We start from the raw sequence: 23,424 nt of genomic DNA on the forward strand, positions 1-23,424 counted from the left end.
GCGGTCACCTGCCGCACCGTGCTCCCCGTCGGGGCCGGACTTTTCCGGCCCTCGCTGTTGCACGACCGTAGGAGGGGAGCGCGGGGTGCCTGGAGGGTGCATGCGGGGGCGCACGGAAGCACTAATGCCATCGTCCTGCGACGGCTACACCAGCTCACCTTCCGGCTCGACCCGCGGGCCATCACGCCGGGTGTGGAAGCCAGCCAGGTGCGGCAGCGCCCACTCCCACTGCCGGGTAGCCCGTCCGTCGCGGAACAGCCATCCCCCGCACAGACGCAGCTGCATGTCGAAGTCGCATGATCAGTGCTGCTTCCCGACTTGGCGGACCACTCGATCTACCGCGTGCAGTCTGTCGTCTACGTCTGCGTCCGAGCGTGGCGCGGGGGGACAGATTGCTGATGTCGACGACAGCGACCGCGGCGGTCACCTCCTCCTGCCCCGGACGACGGCCTGAGCCCTTCACTATCCAATCAACGCTCGCGAGCAGAGAAGAATAGGAGTACCTTTTGGTACCAGAGAGGGTGTGAGCATGAGAATCACAGAGGAAGCCCGCGGTCGGACAACCCGTACGACCGCTCCGTTGAAGGTCGATGCAGCCATAGACGAGCTGATCGCGGACGGCGCCCATTTTCTGGGGATGACTAAGAAGGACCTGGTCGCCGAGGCCGTCCGAACCTACTTGGAGATCCGCCGTGAGGAGGTTCGGGCCAGCATGTTGGAGAAGATGCGCAAGCTGGACGGATCCGTGGAATCGAGCGTCTCGCTGCTCACCGGACTGTCACCAGAGCGGATCAAGGAACTCGGCGGAGTAGGCGAGGACGACTGATCCGTGCGGCCCGCTCGACCTACCCTCCGCGCGCTCCGCGAGGACTTGAAACTACCGCTACCGTCAGCCCGGGAACCGCTCGACGAACTGGATCATCCGATCTTGTCCAAGGCCCGGGAACACTTCGCCGACGACGGGGCCGGGCATGAGCGCATCCGCTCGATCGATGATGAGGTCCTCTTCAAAGTCAAGGTTCAACGCTGGCGCGGAGCGGTCTGGACCGACGAGGATCTGCCCTGGCTCATCGCTGCCGGGCAACGCGAGGACGGTTCACCGGACGACTTCTACTCAGCCCTGGAGACGACCGCGAGGGCCGCACGAGCCCACTACAACGCCAACAACCGCCAGCCTCTGAGCACCACGACGTACGTCGGGCGTCTCCTCCCTGACCAGAACGACCGTGATCGCTACCAACTCGAGGCCGGTGCCCGGCTCGTCCGCGATCTCGCTGCGGCTGTCCGGGAGCTGGCTCGTGGATCACTGCACGACGGGCATGAACACGCCGCCGACTTTCCCGCTTTCCGCCTGGGCATCCTCGTACGCGCCGACGACGGCCATGAGACCTATGCTGCGGTGCGCATCACCGGCTCCGTACCCGACGACCTCATCGCGGTCATCCTGCGCCATGTCCCCGGCTGCGACCCCACCGCCTGGTACCCCGAGTACGCCCTCCCCAGCCGCCCCCTTCTTCCCGCCGAGCAAGCCTGGTCGACCCTCATGGATCCGAAGGCCGCGGCTGAACTCCTGAACGAAGACTGAGCCGGAGTCGTCACCCAAATGCCGGCCTGGGCCGATGACCAGCGAACCAAGGAACGCGCTCATGCCGGATCATGACAACTCGTCCCGGACAGTAACTGTCCCCACGTGCGACCACGGGCCCGTCACCGTCTGGGAGCCCGACTGGTGTACCGGAAGCGAGACAGAGCATCAGCCCGGCGGCTACCGCGTCGACATCACGCACGCGAGCCCTGACTACGAATTCACAGTATCAACGAGCCGTGGCACGCCTGTGGTTCTGCGTGCATGCTTCGAACATCGCCCCTTCACCGAGTGCCCACCCGGTCACGCCCCCTTCATTAACGTCGAGATGGATGGCGACTGGCACCCGCACAGTTCCAACGATTTGCGCCGCCTCTCCGACTCCCTCATGGCACACGCGGATCGACTCCGGGAACTTGCCGACCGCCTCGACGGTCTCACCAACGCCTTCGATGGCACCAAGGAGACCACGCGTGCGGCGGCGGACCCCAAGAAGGGACGCAGTGACTGAACAAGCCCCGCTGCCTGTTGGCACACCCGCTCACGCAGACGGACTCCACACATGGCGTGGCCCCGGCCAGGAGGACTGGTCGGGGCCACGAAACTGCTGGTCAGAGCCACAAAACGGCCCTGACCTCGGTAGGCCCTGTGGGACTCGAACCCACAACCAATGGATTAAAAGTCCACTGCTCTGCCAATTGAGCTAAGGGCCCAGGCGTTGTGTCGCGCGGTGCTGCGTGATGTTGCCACACCGAGCATAGCCCGACGCCGCCGGGACGCCGATCGGGTATCGGGGTCACGGCCGCGTCGGGGGGTCCTGGGCTACGGGTCCACCGGCTCGGGGGTGCTCGCCCGGGCGGCGGCGCGGGCGCGGGTGCGTTCGTGGTCGGGGTTGAGGAACCAGTGCCGGGCCGAGGCCAGCCACCAGGTGGCGGCGAAGCCCAGGACGACCAGGACGGCGACGGGCGCGTAGTTGAAGGTCTCCCAGGTGACCGGGGAGACCTGGGGCAGCATGAACAGGACCGTGATGACGCAGACCCACGTCACCGCGACCACGCCCACCGGCTGCGACCAGCGGCCCAGGTGCCACGGCCCGCGTTCGAAGGCGGCACCCTTGCGGACACGCAGCAGGGTCGGGATGACGTACGCGATGTAGAGGCCGATGACCGCGATCGAGGTCACCGCGGCGTACGCCGTGACGTTGATGAGGTACGGGAGGCCGAGGACCAGCGCGGCCAGCGCCGCCAGCCAGACCGCCGCGACCGGGGTGCGGGTGCGCGGGTTCACCGAGTGCCAGATGTGGGAGTACGGCAGCGCGCCGTCCCGGGAGAAGGCGTAGATCATGCGGCTGTTGGCCGTCACCGACGCCATTCCGCAGAAGAGTTGCGCCCCGATGACGACGAGGAGCAGCAGTTTGCCCGCCGTCGCACCGAGGGCGTCGAGCAGGATCTGGGCGGGCGGCGCGCCGGTCGGGGACGTCAGGGCGCCGTCGTAGGACTGGATGGCGAAGGTGAAGCCGAGGAGGAGGACGAAGCCCGCGATCCAGGAGGTCCAGATGGAGCGGACGATGCCCTTCGGGCCGGCCGTGGACGCGTCGTGCGTCTCCTCGGTCATGTGGGCGGAGGCGTCGTAGCCGGTGAAGGTGTACTGGGCCATCAGGAGACCGATGAGGACGACGTACGCCCCGCTGCTCCAGCCCGTGTTGTTCACGAACTCGCCGAAGACGAAGGACGCCGACTGGTGGTGGTCCGGCGCGAACGTCAGCGCGCCGACGATGACCGCGACGCCGAGGACGTGCCACCACACGCTCACGCTGTTCAGCAGGCCGACGATGCGGACGCCGAAGGTGTTGAGGAGGCCGTGGAGGATCAGGATCGCGGCGAAGAGGAGGATCGTGCGGCCCGGGGTCACCTCGAAGTCGAACTGCAGGTTCAGGTAGGCGCCCAGGAAGGACGCGGCGCCGAAGTCGATGCCCGCGGTGACCGCGACCTGGCCCAGCACGTTGAACCAGCCCGTGAACCAGGCCCAGGCCGCCGCCGTGCGCGGGGGTGCCAGGCGGTGCGCCCAGAAGTACAGGCCCGCCGAGGTCGGGTACGCCGAGCAGATCTCGGCCATCGCCAGGCCGACGAAGAGGGTCATCAGGCCGACGGCGACCCAGCCCCACGTGATGACGGCGGGGCCGCCCGTGTTCATGCCGAAGAGGTAGAGGGTCAGGCAGCCCGACAGGACCGAGATGATCGTGAAGGAGACCGCGTAGTTGGAGAACGCCGACATGCGGCGGGCCAGAACCTGGGTGTAGCCGAGCTGGGCCAGCCGTTCCTCGTCCGACAGCCCACTCGCCTTGGCGTCATCTGTCATGCCCCCAGCAATTCCCTAGCTGCAGGCGTGACATGCGTCACTCCGTGGCCGAAACCGGACCGCAACGCGAAGCGCCGTGGCCTCCACCCGGTGGGGCGGAGGCCACGGCGCGTCTCAGCTGTTCAGGCGTCAGCCGTTGCGCTTCCAGCGCGGCTTGTCGTCACGGCGGCCGAAGGACGAGCCACGGTGGTCACCGCGGTGGTCGTCGCGGCGGCCGTACGGACGGTCGTGGCCGCCGGAGCGGAAGCCGGGGCGGTCGCCCTGGCGGTCGCGGTTGAACGGACGGTCGCTGCCACGGTGTCCGCCGCGCTCGCCGCGGTCGTCACGGCGGAAGCCACCGCGGTCGTCACGACGGTCGAACGAGCGGCCACTGCCACTGCCGCTGCCACCACGGTCGTCGCGACGCTCGAACGAACGGCCACCACGGTCACCGCGGTCATCACGACGCTCGAAGGAGCGGCCACCGCGGTCGTCACGCCGGTCGTCGCGACGGTCGAACGAGCGGCCACTGCCACCACGGTCGTCACGACGCTCGAACGAACGCCCGCCACGGTCACCACGGTCACCGCGGTCGTCACGGCGGAAGCCGCCACGGTCGTCACGACGGTCGAACGAGCGGCCACTGCCACCACGGTCGTCACGACGCTCGAACGAACGGCCACCACGGTCACCGCGGTCGTCCCGGCGCTCGAACGAGCGCCCGCCACGGTCACCGCGGTCGTCACGGCGGAAGCCGCCACGGTCGTCACGACGCTCGTACGAGCGCTCGCGGTCGTTGCCGCCGCGCTCCGTCTTCTCCACGTCCCGGGCGCCGGGCTGCTCGGGCAGCGAGACCTCGGCCTCGGACGACGCGGCGGCCACCTCGGCCAGCACCGTCTCCGGGTCCTCGCCGCGCTCCCGCGCTGCCCGGGCGACCAGGCGGTCGGCCTCCTCGCGCAGCTCGGTGGCACGGCGCTGGGCCCGCTCCAGCTCCTTGGTGAGCTGGGTGACCTCGCGCTCGGCCTGCTGCGCCGCGTTGCCCGCCGACTCGGCCTGGACCTCGGTCATCGACCGGGCACCGGTGATCTCGGCGACCTCGGGGTCGAAGGCGGCGCCGCCCTGGATGATGTGGCGCGTGGCGTCGACGCCCGCGTCCTCCATCAGCCGGAAGATCTGGCGGCGCTGGTGCGGCAGGGACAGCGAGACGACCGTGCCGGTGCGGCCCGCGCGGGCGGTGCGGCCGGCGCGGTGCAGGTAGTCCTTGTGGTCACCGGCCGGGTCCACGTTCAGGACCAGGTCGATGCCGTCGACGTGGATGCCGCGGGCGGCGACGTCGGTGGCGACCAGGACGTTGACGTAGCCGTCCTTGAAGTCGGCCAGCGTGCGGGTGCGCGCGCCCTGGGTCATGCCGCCGTGCAGCGCGTCCGCCTTGGCACCGGCGTCGCGCAGCTGCTCGGCGACGCGGTCGGCGCCCAGCTGGGTGCGGACGAAGATGATGGTGCGGCCCTTGCGGGAGGCGATGGCCGCGGTGACCGGCGCCTTGTCCTTGGGCTTCACGACCAGGATGTGGTGCGACATGGTCGTCACCGCGCCCTGGGCCGCGTCCACCTCGTGCAGGGCCGGGTCCTTCAGGTACCGGTCGACGAGGGTCTTGATCTCGTTCTCCATGGTGGCGGAGAAGAGCATCCGCTGACCGCCCGCGGGCACCTGGTCGAGCAGCTCGGTGACCTCGGGCAGGAAGCCCAGGTCGGACATCTGGTCGGCCTCGTCGAGGACCGCGATCTGCACGTTCTCCAGGGAGCAGGCGCCGCGGTTGATGATGTCGCGCAGCCGGCCCGGGGTGGCGACCAGGACGTCGACGCCGCGCTCGAGGGCGTAGATCTGGTTGCCCATCGAGGTGCCGCCGCAGACGACCTTCATCTTCAGGCCGAGGACGTCGCCGTACGGCTGGAGCGCGTCGGCCACCTGCATGGCCAGCTCGCGGGTCGGGGTGAGGATGACGGCGCGGGGCTTGTGCTTCTCGGTGCGGCCGCCGGCCAGCGTGGCCAGGGTCGGCAGACCGAAGGAGAGGGTCTTGCCGGAGCCGGTGCGGCCCCGGCCGAGGATGTCCTTGCCCGCCAGCGCGTCCGGAATGGTCGCGGCCTGGATCGGGAAGGGGGTGGTCACGCCGTTCTGGGCGAGCTTGCGCACGACGCCCTCGGGCAGACCGAGGTCGGCGAACGTCGGCTCGGGAGCCTTCGCGGGCTCCGTGGCCTCGGTGGTCGTGGAGGCGTCTACGGCCTCGACGGCCTCCAGCGCACCCTCGACGCCCTCGGCGTTCTCGGGCACGACGACGTGGTCAGTACTGGTCATGGACATGCGAATGCGAAACCTTCCGGAGTCTCTCGTCGGCACGCGCCCGTCAACTCCGTGAATCGCGATTCGCAATACGACCGCCTCGATGCGGTCCACCACGGCAAGGGGAGAGTACGCGCCACACGGCGCGCTCTGCGGTGGCGCCGGGCAAATGGGATCAAACGATCTACCACCATACGCACCCCCCACCCCTGAACGCAAACCGGCGGCACTTGCCCAGCTCAGCGGCCCGTCCGTCCTACGCCGGGGTCCCGGCCGCCGGGGCCGGCTCCCGCTGTTCGAGCTGGGTCCCGGGAGGCTCGTGCGCCGACGAGGACGGCTCGGCCACCGTCGGCTCCGGGGTCGGGGAGGCGGGCGGCTCCGCGGTCCGCGTCGGCTCCGGCTCGGCCGTCCGGGTGGGCTCCGCCGGGGGCGTCCGCGTGGGCTCGGGGCCGTGGTTCCCGCCGTTCGGCGGCGGAGCCCCGGTCGGGTGCGCGGCCGGGGGTTCCGAGGCGGCCCCGGCCCTGCCCTCGCCGCCGCCGCTCTTCCCCTTGCCGTCGCCCTTGCCCTTGCCCTTGGCCTTCGCCTTCTTCCCCTTGCCGTGCCCGTCGTCGGCCACCGCCGCGTCGTACCCGGCGTTGCCTCCGGAGACCGCTGGGCCGCCCCCGGGCGCCTCGCCGCCCCGCTCCCCGGCGGAGTGCGAGGGCCTGGCGCCCCCGCCGGACTCGTCGTCGCCGACGCTCATGCAGCCGGCGGCAGCGGCTACGGCCAGGGCGGTGGCGGCCAGACGGACGGGTACGTACAAGGGGCGCACGGGCGGCCACCTCCGGGGGTCAAGGAGTCGACGTGCCCAACTCCCGTCACCCACATGAGGACACGCGCCCGGCGAGGCGGACTTGACCCGGGCGCGTCACCCGTACCCGAGGGAGTGCAGCCGCGCGTCGTCGATCCCGAAGTGGTGGGCGATCTCGTGAACGACCGTCACCTCGGTCTCGGCCACGACGTCTTCCCGCGTCGCGCAGAAGCGCAGCGTCGGCCCCCGGTAGATGGTGATCCGGTCCGGCAGCACGCCCGCGTACCACTCCCCGCGCTCCGTCAGCGGCGTTCCCTCGTACAGCCCGAGCAGCTCGGGATCGTCCGCCGGCGGTTCGTCCTCGACGAACACCGCGACGTTGTCCATCAGCCGCGTCAGCTCCGGCGGGATCCGGTCCAGGGCCTCGGCGACCAGTTCCTCGAACTCCTCGCGCGTCATCTCCAGCACAGACCCATTGTCGGGTACGACCGTGGAGTACGACCCGCATATCCGCCCCGGGCCCCGGGCATACGGGACCAATGGCCCGCGTCCCCGCCGCAGCCCTGCACGCCCTGGCCGAGGTGATGAACCCCATCCGCAACGCCCCGCGCATCCTCACCCGCCGACTCCGCGACCGGCTCACCCGCCGGAACCGGCCCCCGTCCGCCACCCCCGAACTCGCCACCCGCTCCCGACCCTGGTCCCGTGCCGCCGGCCTCGTCGCCGTCGTCGTGCTCGGCGCCTGGCTGGGGCTGCTGGTCGTCGGCAACGTCCGGGTCCCGGTCGGGCCCATGGACACGACGATGACCCTGCGCCCCTCGCTGGCCGGCGGCACGAAGATCAACGTCTCGCCGCTGGGCGCCCTCCAGCTCGACAGCCACGTCGCCCCGGTCCGCCTCGACGTCAACGTCGACCAGCTGGACCCCGCCCGCGCCCAGGCCCTCGTCGACCACCCCGAACGCCTCTCCGGCCTCCAGGACGAGGTCGCCCAGGACGTCGAGCACGGCACCCTCGACCTCGCCGTCCGCTCCTGCGTGGCCGTCGTCACCGGCGCCACCGCGCTCGGCCTCGCCGTCTACCGCCGCCCCCGGCGCGCCCTGGGCGCGGGCGGGCTGGCGCTCAGCCTCCTGGTCGCCTCCGGCGGCACCGCCTACGCCACCTGGAACCCCGACTCCGTCCTGGAACCGAAGTTCTCCGGCCTGCTGTCCTCCGCGCCCTCCCTGGTCGGCAACGCGCGCAGCATCGTGACCGAGTTCGACGTCTACCAGAAGGAGCTGGCCCGCCTGGTGACCAACGTGACCAAGCTCTACGACGTCACCTCGACGCTCCCCGCGTACCAGCCCGACCCGACCACGATCCGCGTGCTGCACGTGTCGGACATCCACCTGAATCCGGCGAGCTGGAAGATCATCGCCTCGCTGGTGCAGCAGTACAAGGTGAACGTGATCGTCGACTCCGGCGACACGATGGATCACGGCACGGCCGCGGAGAACGGCTTCCTGGACCCCATCGAGGACCTCGGCGCCCCTTACGTCTGGGTCCGGGGCAACCACGACTCCCGCGGCACCCAGGAGTACCTGAAGCACCTGAAGAACGTGCACGTCCTGGACGACGGCCGTGCCCGGACCGTCGCCGGCCTGCGCTTCGCCGGGATGGGCGACCCGCAGTACACCCCCGACCGCTCGAAGGCGGACGGCGCCGAGGCCTCCCAGGAACTGGCCGGCGCCCGCCTCGCCTCCGCCCTGCGCGACCAGCGCGCCGCCGGCACCCCCGTGGACATCGCCATCGCCCACGAGCCGTCCGCCGCCCGCGAGGTCGACGGCGACGTCCCGCTGGTGCTCGCCGGGCACCTGCACCACGAGGACATGGAGGTCATGAAGTACGGCACCCGGCTGCGCGTCGAGGGCTCCACCGGCGGCAGCGGGCTGCGCGCGGTCGAGGGCAAGTACCCCGACCCGATCCAGGCGTCGATCCTCTACTTCGACCGGGACAGCCGGCGCCTCCAGGCCTGGGACGAGATCCGGCTGGGTGGCCTGGGCCTGACGACGGCCGAGGTCAGCCGCCATCTGCCGAAGGAGAACCAGCCGGGCGCCACCCCGACCCCCTCCGGCACCGGCCCCTCCCCCTCCGGCACCCCCACCGCTCCGAGCAGCCCCGCCCCCAGCACTCCGTAAACCGTTTTGGCGATACCTCCCGCCATCCCATATGCTTCTCACGTCCCCGACGCGCTGCGAAGCGCCCAGGCGGGCCGATAGCCCTCATCGTCTAGCGGCCTAGGACGCCGCCCTTTCAAGGCGGTAGCACGGGTTCGAATCCCGTTGGGGGCACGCAGTACATGTGCGACACTGTCGTACGAAGCTTGGTCCTGTGGAGCAGTTTGGAGTGCTCGCCACCCTGTCAAGGTGGAGGCCGCGGGTTCAAATCCCGTCAGGACCGCTGAGGTTTCACGTGAAACCTCGCGGCTGGGTAGCTCAGTTGGTACGAGCGATCGCCTGAAAAGCGATAGGTCGCCGGTTCGACCCCGGCCCCAGCCACAGCACAGACCCCGATCCTCGGACCGGGGTCTTGTTGTATGCCGCGGCGGCTTGCCTGCGGCCGCGGCAAAAGCGTTCGCCAGGATTTTCCCGAGGATGAGATCCTGGAAGCCGTATGTCTACGCATCCTGCCCCCGCGCTCGGCACCCTCGCCCCCCGGCTGACCGAGCTGTCCCTGCGCGACGCGCACCGGCTCGGCCGCAGGCTCGAGGGTGCGCGGAAGATCCGCAAGCCGGAGGCCCGCGCCGCCGTTCTCGCCGAGATCGAGACCGAGGTGGCCAAGGCCGAGCAGCGCATCGGTGAACGCCGGGCGCGTGTGCCGGCCGTCAGCTACCCCGAGCAGCTCCCGGTCAGCCAGAAGAAGGACGAGATCGCGGCGGCCATCCGTGATCACCAGGTCGTGATCGTCGCCGGTGAGACCGGGTCGGGCAAGACCACCCAGATCCCGAAGATCTGTGTCGAGCTGGGCCGCGGCCTCCGCGGCATGATCGGGCACACCCAGCCGCGCCGGATCGCCGCGCGCACCGTCGCCGAGCGGGTCGCGGACGAGCTGGACACGCCGCTCGGGGAGACCGTCGGCTGGAAGGTGCGCTTCACCGACCAGGTGAATCCGCAGTCCACCTTCATCAAGCTGATGACGGACGGCATCCTGCTCGCCGAGATCCAGACCGACCGCGAGCTGCGCGCCTACGACACGATCATCATCGACGAGGCCCACGAGCGGTCCCTCAACATCGACTTCCTGCTGGGCTACCTCTCCCAGCTGCTGCCCAAGCGCCCCGACCTCAAGGTCGTCATCACCTCGGCGACCATCGACCCCGAGCGCTTCTCCCGGCACTTCGGCGATGCCCCGATCATCGAGGTCAGCGGGCGGACGTATCCCGTGGAGGTGCGGTACCGGCCGCTCCTGGAGGAGGACGGCGACGACGCCGACCGGGACCAGATCACGGCGATCACCGACGCCGTCGAGGAGCTGATGGGCGAGGGCAAGGGCGACATCCTCGTCTTCCTCTCCGGCGAGCGGGAGATCCGCGACACGGCGGACGCGCTGGAGAAGAAGAACTACAGATTCACGGAAGTGCTCCCGCTGTACGCGCGGCTCTCGCACGCCGAGCAGCACCGTGTCTTCCAGCAGCACACCGGACGCCGGATCGTCCTCGCGACCAACGTCGCCGAGACCTCCCTGACCGTCCCGGGCATCAAGTACGTCATCGACCCGGGCTTCGCCCGCATCTCCCGCTACAGCCACCGCACCAAGGTGCAGCGGCTGCCCATCGAGCCGATCTCGCAGGCCAGCGCCAACCAGCGCAAGGGCCGCTGCGGCCGTACGTCCGACGGCATCTGCATCCGGCTGTACTCCGAGGACGACTTCGACGCGCGGCCGGAGTTCACGGACGCGGAGATCCTCCGGACGAACCTCGCCTCCGTCATCCTCCAGATGACCGCGGCCGGCCTCGGCGACATCGAGAAGTTCCCCTTCATCGACCCCCCGGACCACCGCAACATCCGCGACGGTGTGCAGCTGCTCCAGGAACTGGGCGCGCTCGACCCGGCGCAGAAGGACGTACGCAAGCGGCTGACCGACACCGGCCGCAAGCTCGCCCAGCTGCCCGTGGACCCGCGGCTGGCCCGGATGGTGCTGGAGGCGGACAAGAACGGCTGTGTCCGCGAGGTCATGGTCATAGCGGCGGCGCTGTCCATCCAGGACCCGCGCGAGCGCCCGGCGGAGAAGCAGGCCCAGGCCGACCAGCAGCACGCCCGGTTCAAGGACGAGAGCAGCGACTTCCTCGCCTTCCTCAACCTCTGGCGGTACCTGCGCGAGCAGCAGAAGGAACGCGGCTCGTCGTCCTTCCGCCGGATGTGCAAGCAGGAGTACCTCAACTTCCTGCGCATCCGCGAGTGGCAGGACATCTACACCCAGCTGCGCACGGTCGCCAAGCAGATGGGCATCCACCTCAACGACGAGGAGCACCCCGCGCCCGACGACCGGGTGCACGTGTCCCTGCTGGCCGGTCTCCTCTCCCACGTCGGCATGAAGGACGTCAAGGAAGGCTCGAAGAACGAGTACCTGGGCGCCCGGAACGCCAAGTTCGCGATCTTCCCCGGCTCGGCGCTCTTCAAGAAGCCCCCGCGCTTCGTGATGTCCGCCGAGCTGGTGGAGACCTCCCGCCTCTGGGCCCGCGTCAACGCGAAGATCGAACCGGAGTGGGTGGAGCCGCTCGCCGGGCACCTCCTCAAGCGCACCTACAGCGAGCCGCACTGGGAGAAGGACCAGGCGGCCGTGATGGCGTACGAGAAGGTCACGCTGTACGGCGTGCCGATCGTGGCCCAGCGCAAGGTGAACTACGGACGGATCGACCCCGAGGTCAGCCGCGAGCTGTTCATCCGCAACGCCCTGGTGGAGGGCGACTGGCGCACGCACCACAAGTTCTTCGCCGACAACCGCAAGCTCCTGACGGAGGTCGAGGAGCTGGAGCACCGGGCGCGGCGCCGGGACATCCTGGTCGACGACGAGACGCTGTACGACTTCTACGACCAGCGGGTGCCCGAACACGTCGTCTCGGGTGCGCACTTCGACTCGTGGTGGAAGCACAAGCGGCACGAGCAGCCCGACTTCCTCGACTTCGAGCGCGAGATGCTCATCAACGAGAAGGCGGGGGCGGTCACCAAGGACGACTACCCGGACTCCTGGCGGCAGGGTCCGCTGAAGTTCCGGGTGACGTACCAGTTCGAGCCGGGTGCGGACGCCGACGGCGTCACCGTGCACGTGCCGCTCCAGGTGCTCAACCAGGTCACGGACGAGGGCTTCGACTGGCAGATCCCGGGCCTGCGCGAGCAGGTCGTCACGGAGCTGATCCGCTCCCTGCCCAAGCCGGTCCGGCGCAACTACGTGCCCGCGCCGAACTACGCCCAGGCGTTCCTGGACCGTGCGGTACCCCTTCAGGAGCCGCTGACGGTGACCATGGCGCGGGAGTTGAAGCGCATGGTGGGGGTGCCGTTCGACGCCGAGGACTTCGACTGGTCGAAGGTCCCCGACCACCTGAAGATCACGTTCCGGATCGTCGACGAGCGCCGTCGCAAGCTGGCCGAGGACAAGGACCTGGAGGCGCTGAAGCTCCGGCTGCGCCCGAAGGCGCGCAAGGCGCTCTCGCAGGCCGCGGCGGCCACCGCGGAGCGCAGCGGCGGCGAATCCCTGGAACGCTCCGGGCTGACGGACTGGACGATCGGCACACTGACCCGGGTCTTCGAGACCCGCCGGGCCGGTCAGCCGGTGAAGGCGTACCCGGCGCTGGTCGACGACGGGCCGAAGGCCGACACCGTCTCCGTCCGCCTCTTCGACACCGAGGCCGAGCAGGCGCAGGCGATGTGGAAGGGCACGCGGCGGCTGATCCTGCGCAACATCCCGGTCAACCCGGCGAAGTTCGCGTCCGAGAAGCTGACCAACCAGCAGAAGCTGGGCCTGTCCGCGAATCCACACGGTTCGATCCAGGCGCTGTTCGACGACTGCGCCATGGCGGCGGCGGACAAGCTGATCGCGGACTTCGGCGGCCCGGCGTGGGACGAGGAGTCGTACCGGAAGCTCTACGACAAGGTCCGCGCGGACATCGTCGACACGACCGTCCGCACGGTGGGCCAGGTGCAGCAGGTGCTGGCGGCCTGGCAGGCCTGCGAGCGCCGTCTGAAAGCCGTGCGCAGCCCCGCGCTGCTGGCGAACCTCCAGGACGTGCGGGGGCAGCTGGACGCGCTGGTGAAGCCGGGCTTCGTCACGGAGGCCGGGATCAAGCGGCTGCCCGACCTCATGCGCTACCTGGTCGCCGCGGACCGCCGGCTGCAGCAGATGCCGACCGGCGTGCAGCGCGACACCTCCCGTATGGAGAAGGTCCACGAGATGCGGGACGAGTACGCGTGGCTGCTGGAGCAGATGCCGCAGGGCCGGCCGGTGCCGCAGCAGGTCCTGGAGATCCGCTGGATGATCGAGGAGCTGCGGGTCAGCTATTTCGCCCACGCGCTGGGCACGGCGTACCCCGTCTCCGACAAGCGGATCGTGAAGGCCATCGACGCCCTCGCGCCCTGACCGAAGCCGCGACCGAAGCCGTGACCGAGCCTGCACGGAGGGTGAGTTCGACCGGCGGCCCACCCTCCTGTAATGTCTCTTCTCGCAGCGCAACGCAGCACAAGCGCCGCGAAACCTGGTCCTGTGGAGCAGTTTGGAGTGCTCGCCACCCTGTCAAGGTGGAGGCCGCGGGTTCAAATCCCGTCAGGACCGCAGTAACGAGAGGCCCGTACCGATTGGTGCGGGCCTCTCGTTGTGCTCCCGTCGTGCTCTTCTCGTGCTCCGTCCCCTGCTCCTTCCGCACGTGCGCTCCGGGCCCCAGAAAGCCCTGAGCGCCTCTCTCGCGGCCTTGACGGCGTCAGTTTCGCTCGGTACTCCAAAGAGCAGGGCACATCCCCCGTGTGGCCCCTGGAGGTGGCGTATGACGACGTCCGTCAGGCACGAGACGCGGGCCCTGCTGCGCGCGCATCTGTCGGCCGCGTCGTCCTACGGACACCTGACGCGCCACTGCCCGATCTGCCACCGGCTCCTGCGGCTGGCGCTGGACTCGTCGGCCCCACAGTCTCCGACAGGCCGTCAAGAGGGCGTCGAGAGCGGGAGCGCGCCCACGGCGTGAACGCCACGAGCTTCAACACCCTTGCCCCGCAGACCTGCTGGAGGCCAGGCCCTCCAATAGCGCACCGGCGCCCGGCACAACAACCACCGCGCGATGTGACGGGTGTCACCGCACGAGTTTTTGAAACGGTGGCGCTTACGCCTCTCCTACAACTAATCAATTTAATATGTGCAATTGCACCGCCTCGACGGTGCACGCACAGCTGATCCGACACCCCTCCCCAGACTCCGACAAGCCCGCTCACAGAACCGTCCGCCGACCCGCCCACCTGCCACAGGACCGGACACGGACGGCGACGGAGGGCCGGACACCGCGGACGGGAGCGGGCACAAAAAAATCGCGCTGGACCCGGCGGAGTCCAGCGCGATCAACGACGCACCTCTGTTGGGGCAGGGACGGCGTCGCTTGGAGCTGTGGTCCAGGCGCCCCGACAGGTTGGGGGACCTGCCGTTCTGCCCGGTTATTCAGTTGTTCAGGCCTCGCTGCGCTGCTGCGGAATGCCCGCGAGCAGGGCGCGGACCTCGGCTTCGCGGTAGCGGCGATGCCCGCCGAGCGTGCGGATCGACGTGAGCTTGCCGGCCTTCGCCCAGCGCGTGACCGTCTTCGGGTCGACGCGGAACATGGTGGCGACCTCAGCCGGGGTCAGCAGCGGCTCGGCATCAGGGGTGCGAGCGGTCATGAGCGGCCTCCTCGGGAGAACCGAACCTTCTCGGTTCATTCCTCTAAATTCTGCACCTTGACCCGCGTTGCCCGAAATGGCGGACGCGAGTCGAGTCGGTTATAGGACGAACGGCTTGTCCTCGGCACTACAACTACACCATCTGTCCAGCCGCGTCGGCCAAACCGATGGAATTGCCCTCCCAGGTGTTCATCAGCGACGGAAGCCGATGGACCATGCCATAGCGGACAGTCACGCCACTGTGACGATCAGTCACAGGGGCGATCAGGAGTCACCAGACCCCCCAAAGCGTGCAATGCTGAGATTCCGCCCACAGTGCATCACGACAGGACGGAAGGAGCCCTCCCCGGGCTCCTTGTCCTATTTTGGCATGAGGAGGGGGAAGCGGCGCAAGAGTGATGTACGTGCGGTCCGTCACGCTTGACGCATACGCCCGGATCGGGACCTACGTCCCTTGTCGCCAAGGGATCAGCTCATCCCGAACGGGTGTCGGAGCGGAAGACGAAACCCCACATCGGGCGGTACGTCAAACGTCAGTTCGCGGAGCGCCGGTCCCGGACCGCCCGCCAGCGCTCCACCAGCCGCCCGTACGCCGCCCCCGCGGTGGCCCCGTCGCCGTGGCGCAGCGCCTCGATCCCCTCGGCCACGTCCGCCGCGGAGTGGTCCGCCTCCAACTCACCGGCCGGCAGGGCGTGCACCAGTCCGCCGTAGTCCAACTCGACCAGGGAACGCGGGTGGAACTCCTCCAGCCAGCGGCCCACGTCCACCAGGCCGTCGATGAGCGGCCCCTCGTCCACGGCCTCCCGCAGAGCCCTGAGCCCCCGCGCCACCCGCCGGCGGGCCTGCACCATCGGCGTCCGGTAGCGCAGCACCGGCGCGGCCGCCCCCTCGTCGTCGCCCCCGTCGTACTCCCGCTCCGCGTCGGACACCAGCACGAACCAGTTGATCGGGACCTGCCAGGTGGCCGTGCGGATCCAGGGCCGGGCGTCCGGGTTGCGCTCCAGCCAGCGTTCGTAGTCCTGCGCGCTCTGGCGGCGCACGACCGGCGGGATCAGGGCGTCCAGGACCGGCTCCGGAAAGTCCTCGGCCAGCTCGCCCAGGGCCTGCCAGCCGCGCAGCCGGGTCCGCCACGGGCAGACGCAGACCACGCCGTCCACCTCGGTCACGAAGGCGTCGGCGCTCTCGTGCACCGGCACCGCGACGGGCGGGGTGGGCAGCAGGTCGGCCAGGGAGCGGCGCAGCTCGTCCTGGTAGGAGGGCCGGTCGGGGCGGCGGGCGTAGCGGGTCCAGTGGGCGCGTTCCTCGTCGGGGAAGGCCGCCAGCGGCTCGTACACGCGCAGGTACGCCGCGTACGGGACGATCACCGAGGACACCTTGGGCACGCCTGCTCCCTCCCCCGCGCACCGACGCGAAAACCTGCGAAAACCTGCGGAAACCTGAGGCAACGGATCACAAACGCGCGGGAATCTCTGCAAATCGTCGCACGCCCGTACTCCGTGCGGAGGTGATCCTGAGCACTGTGCGGCGGGCCGGTACCCCCAGGCTCTAATCTCGTGCCACAGTCCCCGCCACCTTCACGGGGCCTGCCACCCATCGCCGCACCTACACAGGAGTCACCACCGTGACCGACGTAAACGGCGCACCTGCTGATGTACTGCACACCCTGTTCCACTCGGACCAGGGGGGACATGAGCAAGTCGTGCTCTGCCAGGACCGTGCCAGCGGTCTCAAGGCCGTCATCGCCCTCCACTCCACCGCCCTGGGCCCCGCGCTCGGCGGCACGCGCTTCTACCCGTACGCGAACGAGGCGGAGGCCGTCGCCGACGCGCTGAACCTCGCGCGCGGGATGTCGTACAAGAACGCCATGGCCGGTCTCGACCACGGCGGCGGCAAGGCCGTGATCATCGGTGATCCGGAGCAGATCAAGAGCGAGGAACTGCTCCTCGCCTACGGCCGGTTCGTCGCCTCCCTCGGCGGCCGTTACGTCACCGCCTGCGACGTCGGCACCTACGTCGCCGACATGGACGTCGTGGCCCGCGAGTGCCGCTGGACGACCGGGCGCTCCCCGGAGCACGGCGGCGCGGGCGACTCCTCCGTGCTCACCTCCTTCGGCGTCTACCAGGGCATGCGGGCCGCCGCCCAGCACCTGTGGGGCGACCCGACGCTGCGCGACCGCACCGTCGGCATCGCGGGCGTCGGCAAGGTCGGTCACCACCTGGTCGAGCACCTGCTCGCCGAGGGTGCGCACGTGGTCGTGACCGACGTGCGCAAGGACGTGGTGCGGGCCCTCACCGAGCGGCACCCGTCGGTGGTCGCCGTCGCCGACACCGACGCGCTGATCCGGGTGGAGAACCTGGACATCTACGCGCCCTGCGCGCTCGGCGGCGCGCTGAACGACGACACCGTGCCGGTGCTGACCGCCAAGGTGGTGTGCGGCGCGGCCAACAACCAGCTCGCCCACCCGGGCGTGGAGAAGGACCTCGCCGACCGCGGGATCCTCTACGCGCCGGACTACGTGGTGAACGCCGGCGGTGTCATCCAGGTCGCCGACGAGCTGCACGGCTTCGACTTCGACCGGTGCAAGGCGAAGGCCGCGAAGATCTACGACACCACGCTGGCCATATTCGCACGTGCGAAGGAGGACGGTATTCCGCCGGCCGCCGCGGCCGACCGGATCGCCGAGCAGCGGATGGCGGAGGCCCGGACCCGGCGATGACCCGACGGTCGTACGGCGGTGGACCGGCAGGGTCGTCGCGGGTTTGACCGGTACCCGTCGGGGGGCAGTTGGAGAGAACTCTCACTTATCCCGGCGGGTCGACCGTCGAAAGGTGGTTAAAATCGCCTTTGACCAGCGAGGACGGGGCGCCTCGATGGTCCTGGGCAAGGCCACGTGCTGCGGGCGACGTACCGTATGGGCGTGGGCTCAGGTACCGTGGAAGCCCTACGGACCGGTCTCTCCGAGGAGAGCCCGTTCCGGACCATGAACGCGTGTCAAGACTCTGGGGCCGTCGAGCCCCGTCGTTGAGGGGGTCGAGCCATGGGGCGCGGCCGGGCCAAGGCCAAGCAGACGAAGGTCGCCCGCCAGCTGAAGTACAACAGCGGTGGGACTGATCTCTCCCGCCTGGCCGAGGAGCTGGGCGCATCGCCGTCGAATGCACAACCGCCTAACGGCGGGCCATTCGAGGACGATGAGCAGGACGATGACGTGTACGCGAAGTACGCCGACCTCTATGAGGACGACGACGAGGACGAGGACGGCCAGTCCCCGTCCCACCAGCGACGCGGCGCTTGACCTTGCACTGAACACCTTCCCGGTCGGTGACTCTGTCACCGACCGGGTTCTGTGCTACCCGCGGCACCTGTGGCGTCCGCGGCGGCTCAGACGGCGTAGTCGCCCACCAGCGCCGCGCCCGTCCCGTGCTCGCCGCGGTCGGTGATCTCGCCGGCCACCCAGGCGTCCACGCCGCGGTCGGCGAGGGCCGTCAGGGCGACGTCCGTCGACTCCTCGGGCACGATCGCGATCATGCCCACACCCATGTTCAGGGTCTTCTCCAGCTCCAGGCGCTCGACCCGGCCGGTCCGGCCGACGAGGTCGAAGACCGCGCCCGGGGTCCAGGTGGAGCGGTCGACCACGGCGTGCAGGCCGTCGGGGATCACGCGGGCCAGGTTGGCCGCGAGTCCGCCGCCGGTGACGTGGCTGAAGGCGTGGACCTCGGCGGTGCGCATGAGGGCCAGGCAGTCCAGGGAGTAGATCTTGGTCGGCTCCAGCAGCTCCTCGCCGAGGGTGCGGCCGAGACCGTCCAGGTGGGCGTCGAGCGCCAGGCCGCCCTCGTTCAGCAGGACGTGGCGGACCAGCGAGTACCCGTTGGAGTGAAGCCCGGAGGACGCCATGGCGATCACCGCGTCACCCGTACGGATGCGATCCGGGCCGAGCAGCCGGTCGGCCTCCACCACGCCCGTACCGGCGCCGGCGACGTCGAAGTCGTCCGGGCCCAGCAGACCGGGGTGCTCGGCCGTCTCGCCGCCCACCAGGGCGCACCCGGCCAGCACACAGCCCTCGGCGATGCCCTTGACGATCGCGGCGACCCGCTCGGGGTGGACCTTGCCGACGCAGATGTAGTCGGTCATGAACAGCGGCTCGGCGCCGCACACCACGATGTCGTCCATGACCATGGCGACCAGGTCGTGGCCGATGGTGTCGTAGACGCCCAGCTGCCGGGCGATGTCGACCTTGGTGCCGACGCCGTCGGTGGCGGAGGCGAGCAGCGGGCGCTCGTAGTTCTTGAGGGCGGAGGCGTCGAAGAGGCCGGCGAAGCCGCCGAGGCCGCCGAGGACCTCGGGGCGCCGGGTCTTCTTGACCCATTCCTTCATCAGCTCGACGGCGCGGTCGCCCGCCTCGATGTCGACGCCGGCGGCTGCGTAGCTGGCACCAGTTGTGTCAGGCATGACGATGAGAACCTTCGTGTCGTACGGCAGGGAGGCCCAGAAGCCAGGGATAACGGGCGGCTACGGGCGACGGATGGCGTCGGTGGCGGCCGTACCGGCGGGCCCGGCGGCCAGCTCGGTCTCCAGGAGCTGCTTGCCGAGCAGCTCGGGGTCGGGAAGCTCCATCGGGTACTCGCCGTCGAAGCAGGCGCGGCACAGGTTCGGCTTGGCGATGGTGGTCGCCTCGATCATGCCGTCGATGGAGATGTACGCCAGGGAGTCGGCGCCCATGGAGGTGCCGATCTCCTCGACGCTCATGCCGTTGGCGATCAGCTCGGCGCGGGTGGCGAAGTCGATACCGAAGAAGCAGGGCCACTTCACCGGCGGGGACGAGATCCGGATGTGGACCTCGGCGGCACCGGCCTCGCGGAGCATGCGGACCAGGGCCCGCTGGGTGTTGCCGCGGACGATGGAGTCGTCGACGACGACCAGCCGCTTGCCCTTGATGACTTCCTTCAGCGGGTTCAGCTTCAGGCGGATGCCGAGCTGGCGAATGGTCTGTGAGGGCTGGATGAAGGTCCGGCCCACATAGGCGTTCTTCACCAGGCCGTTGCCGAAGGGGATGCCGGAGGCCTCGGCGTAGCCGATCGCGGCGGGGGTGCCGGACTCCGGGGTCGCTATGACCAGGTCGGCGTCGGCGGGGGCTTCCTTGGCCAGCTTGCGGCCCATCTCCACGCGGGAGAGGTACACGTTCCGGCCGGCGATGTCGGTGTCCGGGCGGGCCAGGTACACGTACTCGAAGACACAGCCCTTGGGCTTCGCTTCTGCGAATCGCGACGTGCGCAGGCCGTTCTCGTCGATGGCGACGAACTCGCCCGGCTCGATCTCGCGGACGTAGGAGGCGCCGCAGATGTCGAGGGCGGCGGACTCGGAGGCCACCACCCAGCCGCGCTCCAGGCGGCCGAGGACCAGCGGGCGGATGCCCTGCGGGTCACGGGCGGCGTAGAGGGTGTGCTCGTCCATGAAGACGAGGGAGAAGGCGCCCATGACCTGGGGGAGGACGCTGTGCGCGGCCTCTTCGATGGTCAGCGGCTTGCCGTCCTCGTCGACCTGGGCCGCGAGCAGCGCGGTCAGCAGGTCGGTGTCGTTGGTCGCCGCGACCCGGGTGGAGCGGCCTTCCTGCTTGGGCAGGTCGGCGACCATCCCGGCGAGCTGGGCGGTGTTGACGAGGTTGCCGTTGTGCCCGAGCGCGATGGAGCCCTGCGCGGTGGCACGGAACGTCGGCTGGGCGTTCTCCCACACGGAGGCGCCGGTGGTCGAGTAGCGGGCGTGACCGACCGCGATGTGACCCTGGAGCGAACCGAGCGAGGTCTCGTCGAAGACCTGGGACACAAGGCCCATGTCCTTGAAGACGAGGATCTGGGAGCCGTTGCTGACCGCGATTCCCGCGGATTCCTGGCCCCGATGCTGGAGGGCGTAGAGCCCGAAGTACGTGAGCTTTGCGACCTCTTCGCCCGGAGCCCAGACACCGAAGACGCCGCAAGCGTCCTGGGGGCCCTTCTCGCCGGGAAGCAGATCGTGATTGAGTCGACCGTCACCACGTGGCACGCCTCCGAGTGTAGGCGAGGTCGACCACTGGTCCGAATTGGGGATGCGGCCTCATCAGTGGATCACCGCTCGGCGACGGCCCGGACCGTAGTGCCGTCTTCGCTGGTCAGCGTGAGGGTTTCCTGATCGATCCGGTAGGCGACCTTGCCGTCGAAGAGGCCCAGCAGCCGCTTCTCGGCGTCCATGAGTGAGCCTTCGCACATCATTCGGGTGGTGGACGGGGTGCCGAGGGTGATACGGCCGTCGCTGACGGTGGCCTCGGCGTTGACGCGGTTGCAGGGGAGCCGTCCCGAGACGGTCTTCGCCTCCTGGTCGAAGGTGAGGTGGGCGCGTCCCTCGCCGCCCTGGTGGCCCGGGGCGTCCACGGTCCACTTGGTGCCGTAGAGGCCGGCGTCCTCGGACCTGCTGAGCCGGACGGTGTCGCCGTCGGCGGTGGTGAGGGTGACCCGCTCGCCCTCGCTCTTCGTGGTGAGCGAGCCGGTGGTGAGGGCGCGGCCGAGAGACTTCTCGAAACCGGCGGGGGTCTTGGCGCAGGCCTTCTCGGTGAACATGGCGTCGCTGAGCCGCACGCGTTCGCCGTCGACGGCGGCGCGGGCGCTGAAGCTGTTGCAGCCGGTGCTGCCGGCGGCCTCGCCGTCGTCGATCCGTACGTGTGCCGCGTCCGGCGCGCGGTGGGTGGCTCCGTCGACGGTGACGCTGTCGATGCTCCACCGCACGCCGGTGATGCGCTGTCCGCCCGCGCCCACGTTGTCGCTGCCGCCGTCGTCGGCCTTCTCGCTGCCGCAGGCCGCGGCGAGCGGGACGAGCGCGGCGACGGCCGCCACGGTCAGGGTCATGCTTCGCTGCTGCTTCTGCCTGTACATGCCGATTCGACGCAGACGGGGAAGATCCGGTTCCGTCCCCCGGTTTCCCCGGCCCCGCCCCTCAGCCCAGCAGGGGCAGCAGGGCGCCGAGGTCGGCCCGCTCCCCGCTCGCGCTCACCTTCGCCCCGTCCAGGGCGTCCTTCCAGGTCAGCCGTCCGGTGGCCAGCCGCGTCCAGGTCAGCGGGTCGGTCTCGACGACGTTGGGCGGGGTGCCCCGGGTGTGCCGGGGACCCTCCACGCACTGCACGACCGCGTACGGCGGGATCCGCACCTCCGTCGACCCGCCGGGCGCCTTCACGGCGAGCGCGTCGGCCAGCAGCCGGGTCGCGGCGGCCAGTGCCTGCCGGTCCTGGGGGATGTCGAGGCCGGGCACGGCGGCGTTCAGGTCGTCGGTGTGGACGACCAGCTCGACGGTCCGGGTGACGAGGTAGTCGGCCAGCGGCAGGGCGCCCGCGCTGGTGGGGAGCAGCCTGCTCCCGGGGTGGGTGTCGAGCCGCCCGGTGAAGCGCCGCTCGACCTCGGCGAGGTGGGCGTCGAGGTCGGGGTGCTCGGCGGCGAGCCGCCGGGCCGTCCCGGCGATGGCGTCCGCGTCGGCGGCGATGGCGAACGGCCAGTCGAGCAGCCGGCCGTCCTGCCGCACCGGCTCGGGCTCGTCCAGCAGCCGGTCCACGGCGGTCAGCGCCATCCCGACGTGCGCGACCAGCTCCCGCACGGTCCAGTCCCCGAGCCGCGTGGGCAGGGCGAGCTGCTCGGGGGTGAGGGTGCCGACGGCCGCCCGTACGTGGCCGAACTGGGCGAGGACGGCGGTGCGGGTGCGGGCGGGGTCGTAGGCGCGGGGGCGTTTTCTGGCCGGGGGCATGGGGGGAGCCTATGCGGGGGCCGGGGAGGCGGTCACCCGTACGTGTACACGGCCACGCAGACCGCTCCGGGACACCGGCACGCGGCCCACACTGGTCTGCGCCAGGAAGGGCACGCGGCAGGAGGGCCATGGCCGGACACACGCCTCAGATGTCGGTCGAGGAGTTCGAGACGATCGCTCACGCCGCTCCCAAGACCGTCACGCTCGAGTTCTTGGGCGGCCGGGTCGGAGTCAAGAAGGGGATGGACGGGGACCGGAGCACCATCGTGTCCTGGCTGGTCCGGCGGTGCATGCAGAGCAGACCCGAGCTGGATCTGTACTACGGCCGAGGTCTCCGGGTCGACGCGTACGGCCAGAGCAGGGCGCGACCGGACGCCGTGCTCGCGCCCGAGGCCCATTTCGCCGGGCACGGAGAATGGTCCGACCCGGACGGAGCGCTCATGGTCGTCGAGGTCACCTCGTACGACCCGGACACGGACCGGTGGGACCGGCACGAGAAGCCGGGCGTCTACGGGCAGGCCGGGATCCCCCTGTACTTCCTGATCGACCGGGACTCCCGCACGCTCAAGGTGCACACTCACCCGGACCGGCAGGTCGGTGGCTACCGCGACGTCCGCGTCGCGAGGTTCGGCGAGACGGTGGCCCTCCCCGACCCGGTCGGCATCGAACTCGACACGGAGATCCTCAAGACTACGTGCGGTGATACGACGAGGTCCCGCCCGGAACCGGACGGGACC

At 70.0% G+C, this 23,424-nt stretch carries 18 protein-coding genes, 5 tRNA genes and 1 pseudogene; 13 read left to right on the forward strand and 11 right to left on the reverse strand.

Translation table 11 applies throughout. The annotated features are described in order from the left end of the window. Positions 1-529 precede the first annotated feature (529 nt). The 3 genes from ACGH52_RS18425 (at position 530) to ACGH52_RS18435 (ending at position 2,096) form a co-directional block, all read left to right on the forward strand. A complete protein-coding gene (locus ACGH52_RS18425; RefSeq protein ID WP_115743256.1) occupies positions 530-826 on the forward strand; it encodes a hypothetical protein in 297 nt (98 codons plus the stop codon). Positions 827-928: 102 nt separating this feature from the next. Beyond that, positions 929-1,585 carry a hypothetical protein gene (locus ACGH52_RS18430; protein WP_399940740.1) on the forward strand — a complete coding sequence of 219 codons (657 nt, stop codon included), beginning with the start codon at positions 929-931 and terminating at the stop codon, positions 1,583-1,585. A gap of 61 nt (positions 1,586-1,646) precedes the next feature. After that, a complete protein-coding gene (locus ACGH52_RS18435) occupies positions 1,647-2,096 on the forward strand; it encodes a DUF6907 domain-containing protein (protein ID WP_210977431.1) in 450 nt (149 codons plus the stop codon). A 129-nt stretch (positions 2,097-2,225) separates the two neighbouring features. Here ACGH52_RS18435 and ACGH52_RS18440 read toward each other — a convergent pair. The 5 genes from ACGH52_RS18440 to ACGH52_RS18460 all read right to left on the reverse strand — a co-directional run bounded on the left by ACGH52_RS18440 (position 2,226) and on the right by ACGH52_RS18460 (position 7,517). Then, positions 2,226-2,298 (reverse strand) — tRNA-Lys (locus tag ACGH52_RS18440). A 109-nt stretch (positions 2,299-2,407) separates the two neighbouring features. After that, positions 2,408-3,943 (reverse strand): amino acid permease, encoded by a 1,536-nt coding sequence (locus ACGH52_RS18445; protein WP_210977432.1) that lies wholly within the window; start codon positions 3,941-3,943, stop codon positions 2,408-2,410. Positions 3,944-4,072: 129 nt separating this feature from the next. Beyond that, a complete protein-coding gene (locus ACGH52_RS18450) occupies positions 4,073-6,280 on the reverse strand; it encodes a DEAD/DEAH box helicase (RefSeq protein WP_399940744.1) in 2,208 nt (735 codons plus the stop codon). Positions 6,281-6,515: 235 nt separating this feature from the next. Further along, positions 6,516-7,070, reverse strand: coding sequence for a hypothetical protein (locus ACGH52_RS18455; protein WP_399940747.1), 555 nt, complete (start codon positions 7,068-7,070; stop codon positions 6,516-6,518). 96 nt (positions 7,071-7,166) lie between these two features. Next, complete coding sequence (locus ACGH52_RS18460) at positions 7,167-7,517, reverse strand: metallopeptidase family protein (protein WP_011029427.1); 351 nt, start codon at positions 7,515-7,517, stop codon at positions 7,167-7,169. Positions 7,518-7,588: 71 nt separating this feature from the next. On the opposite strand from ACGH52_RS18460, the gene ACGH52_RS18465 reads away from it, so the two are divergent. The 7 genes from ACGH52_RS18465 (at position 7,589) to ACGH52_RS18495 (ending at position 14,253) form a co-directional block, all read left to right on the forward strand. Next, positions 7,589-9,223, forward strand: a complete 1,635-nt coding sequence (locus tag ACGH52_RS18465) for a metallophosphoesterase (protein WP_399940750.1) — start codon at positions 7,589-7,591, stop codon at positions 9,221-9,223. Positions 9,224-9,303: 80 nt separating this feature from the next. Next, positions 9,304-9,376 (forward strand) — tRNA-Glu (locus tag ACGH52_RS18470). A 34-nt stretch (positions 9,377-9,410) separates the two neighbouring features. After that, positions 9,411-9,485: transfer RNA gene (locus ACGH52_RS18475), tRNA-Asp, on the forward strand. A 24-nt stretch (positions 9,486-9,509) separates the two neighbouring features. Then, positions 9,510-9,583: transfer RNA gene (locus tag ACGH52_RS18480), tRNA-Phe, on the forward strand. Between the two features lie 115 nt (positions 9,584-9,698). Further along, entirely contained in the window at positions 9,699-13,658 is a 3,960-nt protein-coding gene (hrpA, locus tag ACGH52_RS18485) for an ATP-dependent RNA helicase HrpA (protein WP_399940753.1), read from the forward strand. 117 nt (positions 13,659-13,775) lie between these two features. Next, positions 13,776-13,850: transfer RNA gene (locus ACGH52_RS18490), tRNA-Asp, on the forward strand. 208 nt (positions 13,851-14,058) lie between these two features. Next, positions 14,059-14,253, forward strand: a complete 195-nt coding sequence (locus ACGH52_RS18495) for a DUF6274 family protein (RefSeq protein ID WP_121701627.1) — start codon at positions 14,059-14,061, stop codon at positions 14,251-14,253. Positions 14,254-14,725: 472 nt separating this feature from the next. Here ACGH52_RS18495 and bldC read toward each other — a convergent pair whose 3' ends face one another. Then, positions 14,726-14,932, reverse strand: coding sequence for a developmental transcriptional regulator BldC (gene bldC / locus ACGH52_RS18500; protein WP_003949541.1), 207 nt, complete (start codon positions 14,930-14,932; stop codon positions 14,726-14,728). A gap of 533 nt (positions 14,933-15,465) precedes the next feature. Then, positions 15,466-16,314, reverse strand: a complete 849-nt coding sequence (locus ACGH52_RS18505; protein WP_399940757.1) for a hypothetical protein — start codon at positions 16,312-16,314, stop codon at positions 15,466-15,468. Positions 16,315-16,553: 239 nt separating this feature from the next. Between ACGH52_RS18505 and ACGH52_RS18510 the strand changes: the two genes are divergently transcribed. Next, positions 16,554-17,648, forward strand: coding sequence for a Glu/Leu/Phe/Val dehydrogenase dimerization domain-containing protein (locus ACGH52_RS18510; RefSeq protein WP_076975363.1), 1,095 nt, complete (start codon positions 16,554-16,556; stop codon positions 17,646-17,648). A 321-nt stretch (positions 17,649-17,969) separates the two neighbouring features. Continuing rightward, positions 17,970-18,224 carry a DUF3073 domain-containing protein gene (locus ACGH52_RS18515; protein ID WP_059302881.1) on the forward strand — a complete coding sequence of 85 codons (255 nt, stop codon included), beginning with the start codon at positions 17,970-17,972 and terminating at the stop codon, positions 18,222-18,224. An 86-nt stretch (positions 18,225-18,310) separates the two neighbouring features. Here the strand turns inward: ACGH52_RS18515 and purM are convergent, their stop codons facing one another. The 4 genes from purM to ACGH52_RS18535 all read right to left on the reverse strand — a co-directional run bounded on the left by purM (position 18,311) and on the right by ACGH52_RS18535 (position 22,687). Beyond that, the gene (purM, locus tag ACGH52_RS18520) at positions 18,311-19,378 is read right to left on the reverse strand and encodes a phosphoribosylformylglycinamidine cyclo-ligase (protein ID WP_076975362.1); all 1,068 of its coding nucleotides are present in this window, start codon (positions 19,376-19,378) and stop codon (positions 18,311-18,313) included. A gap of 60 nt (positions 19,379-19,438) precedes the next feature. Further along, positions 19,439-20,965 carry an amidophosphoribosyltransferase gene (gene purF / locus ACGH52_RS18525; protein ID WP_076975361.1) on the reverse strand — a complete coding sequence of 509 codons (1,527 nt, stop codon included), beginning with the start codon at positions 20,963-20,965 and terminating at the stop codon, positions 19,439-19,441. Between the two features lie 62 nt (positions 20,966-21,027). Further along, the gene (locus tag ACGH52_RS18530) at positions 21,028-21,828 is read right to left on the reverse strand and encodes an META domain-containing protein (protein ID WP_399940765.1); all 801 of its coding nucleotides are present in this window, start codon (positions 21,826-21,828) and stop codon (positions 21,028-21,030) included. 61 nt (positions 21,829-21,889) lie between these two features. Further along, entirely contained in the window at positions 21,890-22,687 is a 798-nt protein-coding gene (locus ACGH52_RS18535) for a maleylpyruvate isomerase family mycothiol-dependent enzyme (protein WP_210977438.1), read from the reverse strand. A 128-nt stretch (positions 22,688-22,815) separates the two neighbouring features. Here ACGH52_RS18535 and ACGH52_RS18540 point away from each other — a divergent pair. Further along, positions 22,816-23,376: pseudogene (locus ACGH52_RS18540) on the forward strand (Uma2 family endonuclease); the annotation flags it as partial. Positions 23,377-23,424: the final 48 nt, after the last annotated feature.

It is taken from the genome of Streptomyces sp. BBFR25, assembly GCF_044590125.1.
GTDB lineage: Bacteria > Actinomycetota > Actinomycetes > Streptomycetales > Streptomycetaceae > Streptomyces > Streptomyces canus_D.

Bases quoted from the DNA above. Each gene is read 5' to 3' on its own strand.
- bldC (WP_003949541.1), bottom strand. From the start codon at position 14,932: ATGACCGCTCGCACCCCTGATGCCGAGCCGCTGCTGACCCCGGCTGAG.
- ACGH52_RS18445 (WP_210977432.1), bottom strand. From the start codon at position 3,943: ATGACAGATGACGCCAAGGCGAGTGGGCTGTCGGACGAGGAACGGCTG.
- ACGH52_RS18515 (WP_059302881.1), top strand. From the start codon at position 17,970: ATGGGGCGCGGCCGGGCCAAGGCCAAGCAGACGAAGGTCGCCCGCCAG.
- ACGH52_RS18450 (WP_399940744.1), bottom strand. From the start codon at position 6,280: ATGTCCATGACCAGTACTGACCACGTCGTCGTGCCCGAGAACGCCGAG.
- ACGH52_RS18495 (WP_121701627.1), top strand. From the start codon at position 14,059: ATGACGACGTCCGTCAGGCACGAGACGCGGGCCCTGCTGCGCGCGCAT.
- ACGH52_RS18465 (WP_399940750.1), top strand. From the start codon at position 7,589: ATGGCCCGCGTCCCCGCCGCAGCCCTGCACGCCCTGGCCGAGGTGATG.
- ACGH52_RS18535 (WP_210977438.1), bottom strand. From the start codon at position 22,687: ATGCCCCCGGCCAGAAAACGCCCCCGCGCCTACGACCCCGCCCGCACC.
- hrpA (WP_399940753.1), top strand. From the start codon at position 9,699: ATGTCTACGCATCCTGCCCCCGCGCTCGGCACCCTCGCCCCCCGGCTG.
- ACGH52_RS18425 (WP_115743256.1), top strand. From the start codon at position 530: ATGAGAATCACAGAGGAAGCCCGCGGTCGGACAACCCGTACGACCGCT.
- purM (WP_076975362.1), bottom strand. From the start codon at position 19,378: ATGCCTGACACAACTGGTGCCAGCTACGCAGCCGCCGGCGTCGACATC.
- ACGH52_RS18530 (WP_399940765.1), bottom strand. From the start codon at position 21,828: ATGTACAGGCAGAAGCAGCAGCGAAGCATGACCCTGACCGTGGCGGCC.
- ACGH52_RS18435 (WP_210977431.1), top strand. From the start codon at position 1,647: ATGCCGGATCATGACAACTCGTCCCGGACAGTAACTGTCCCCACGTGC.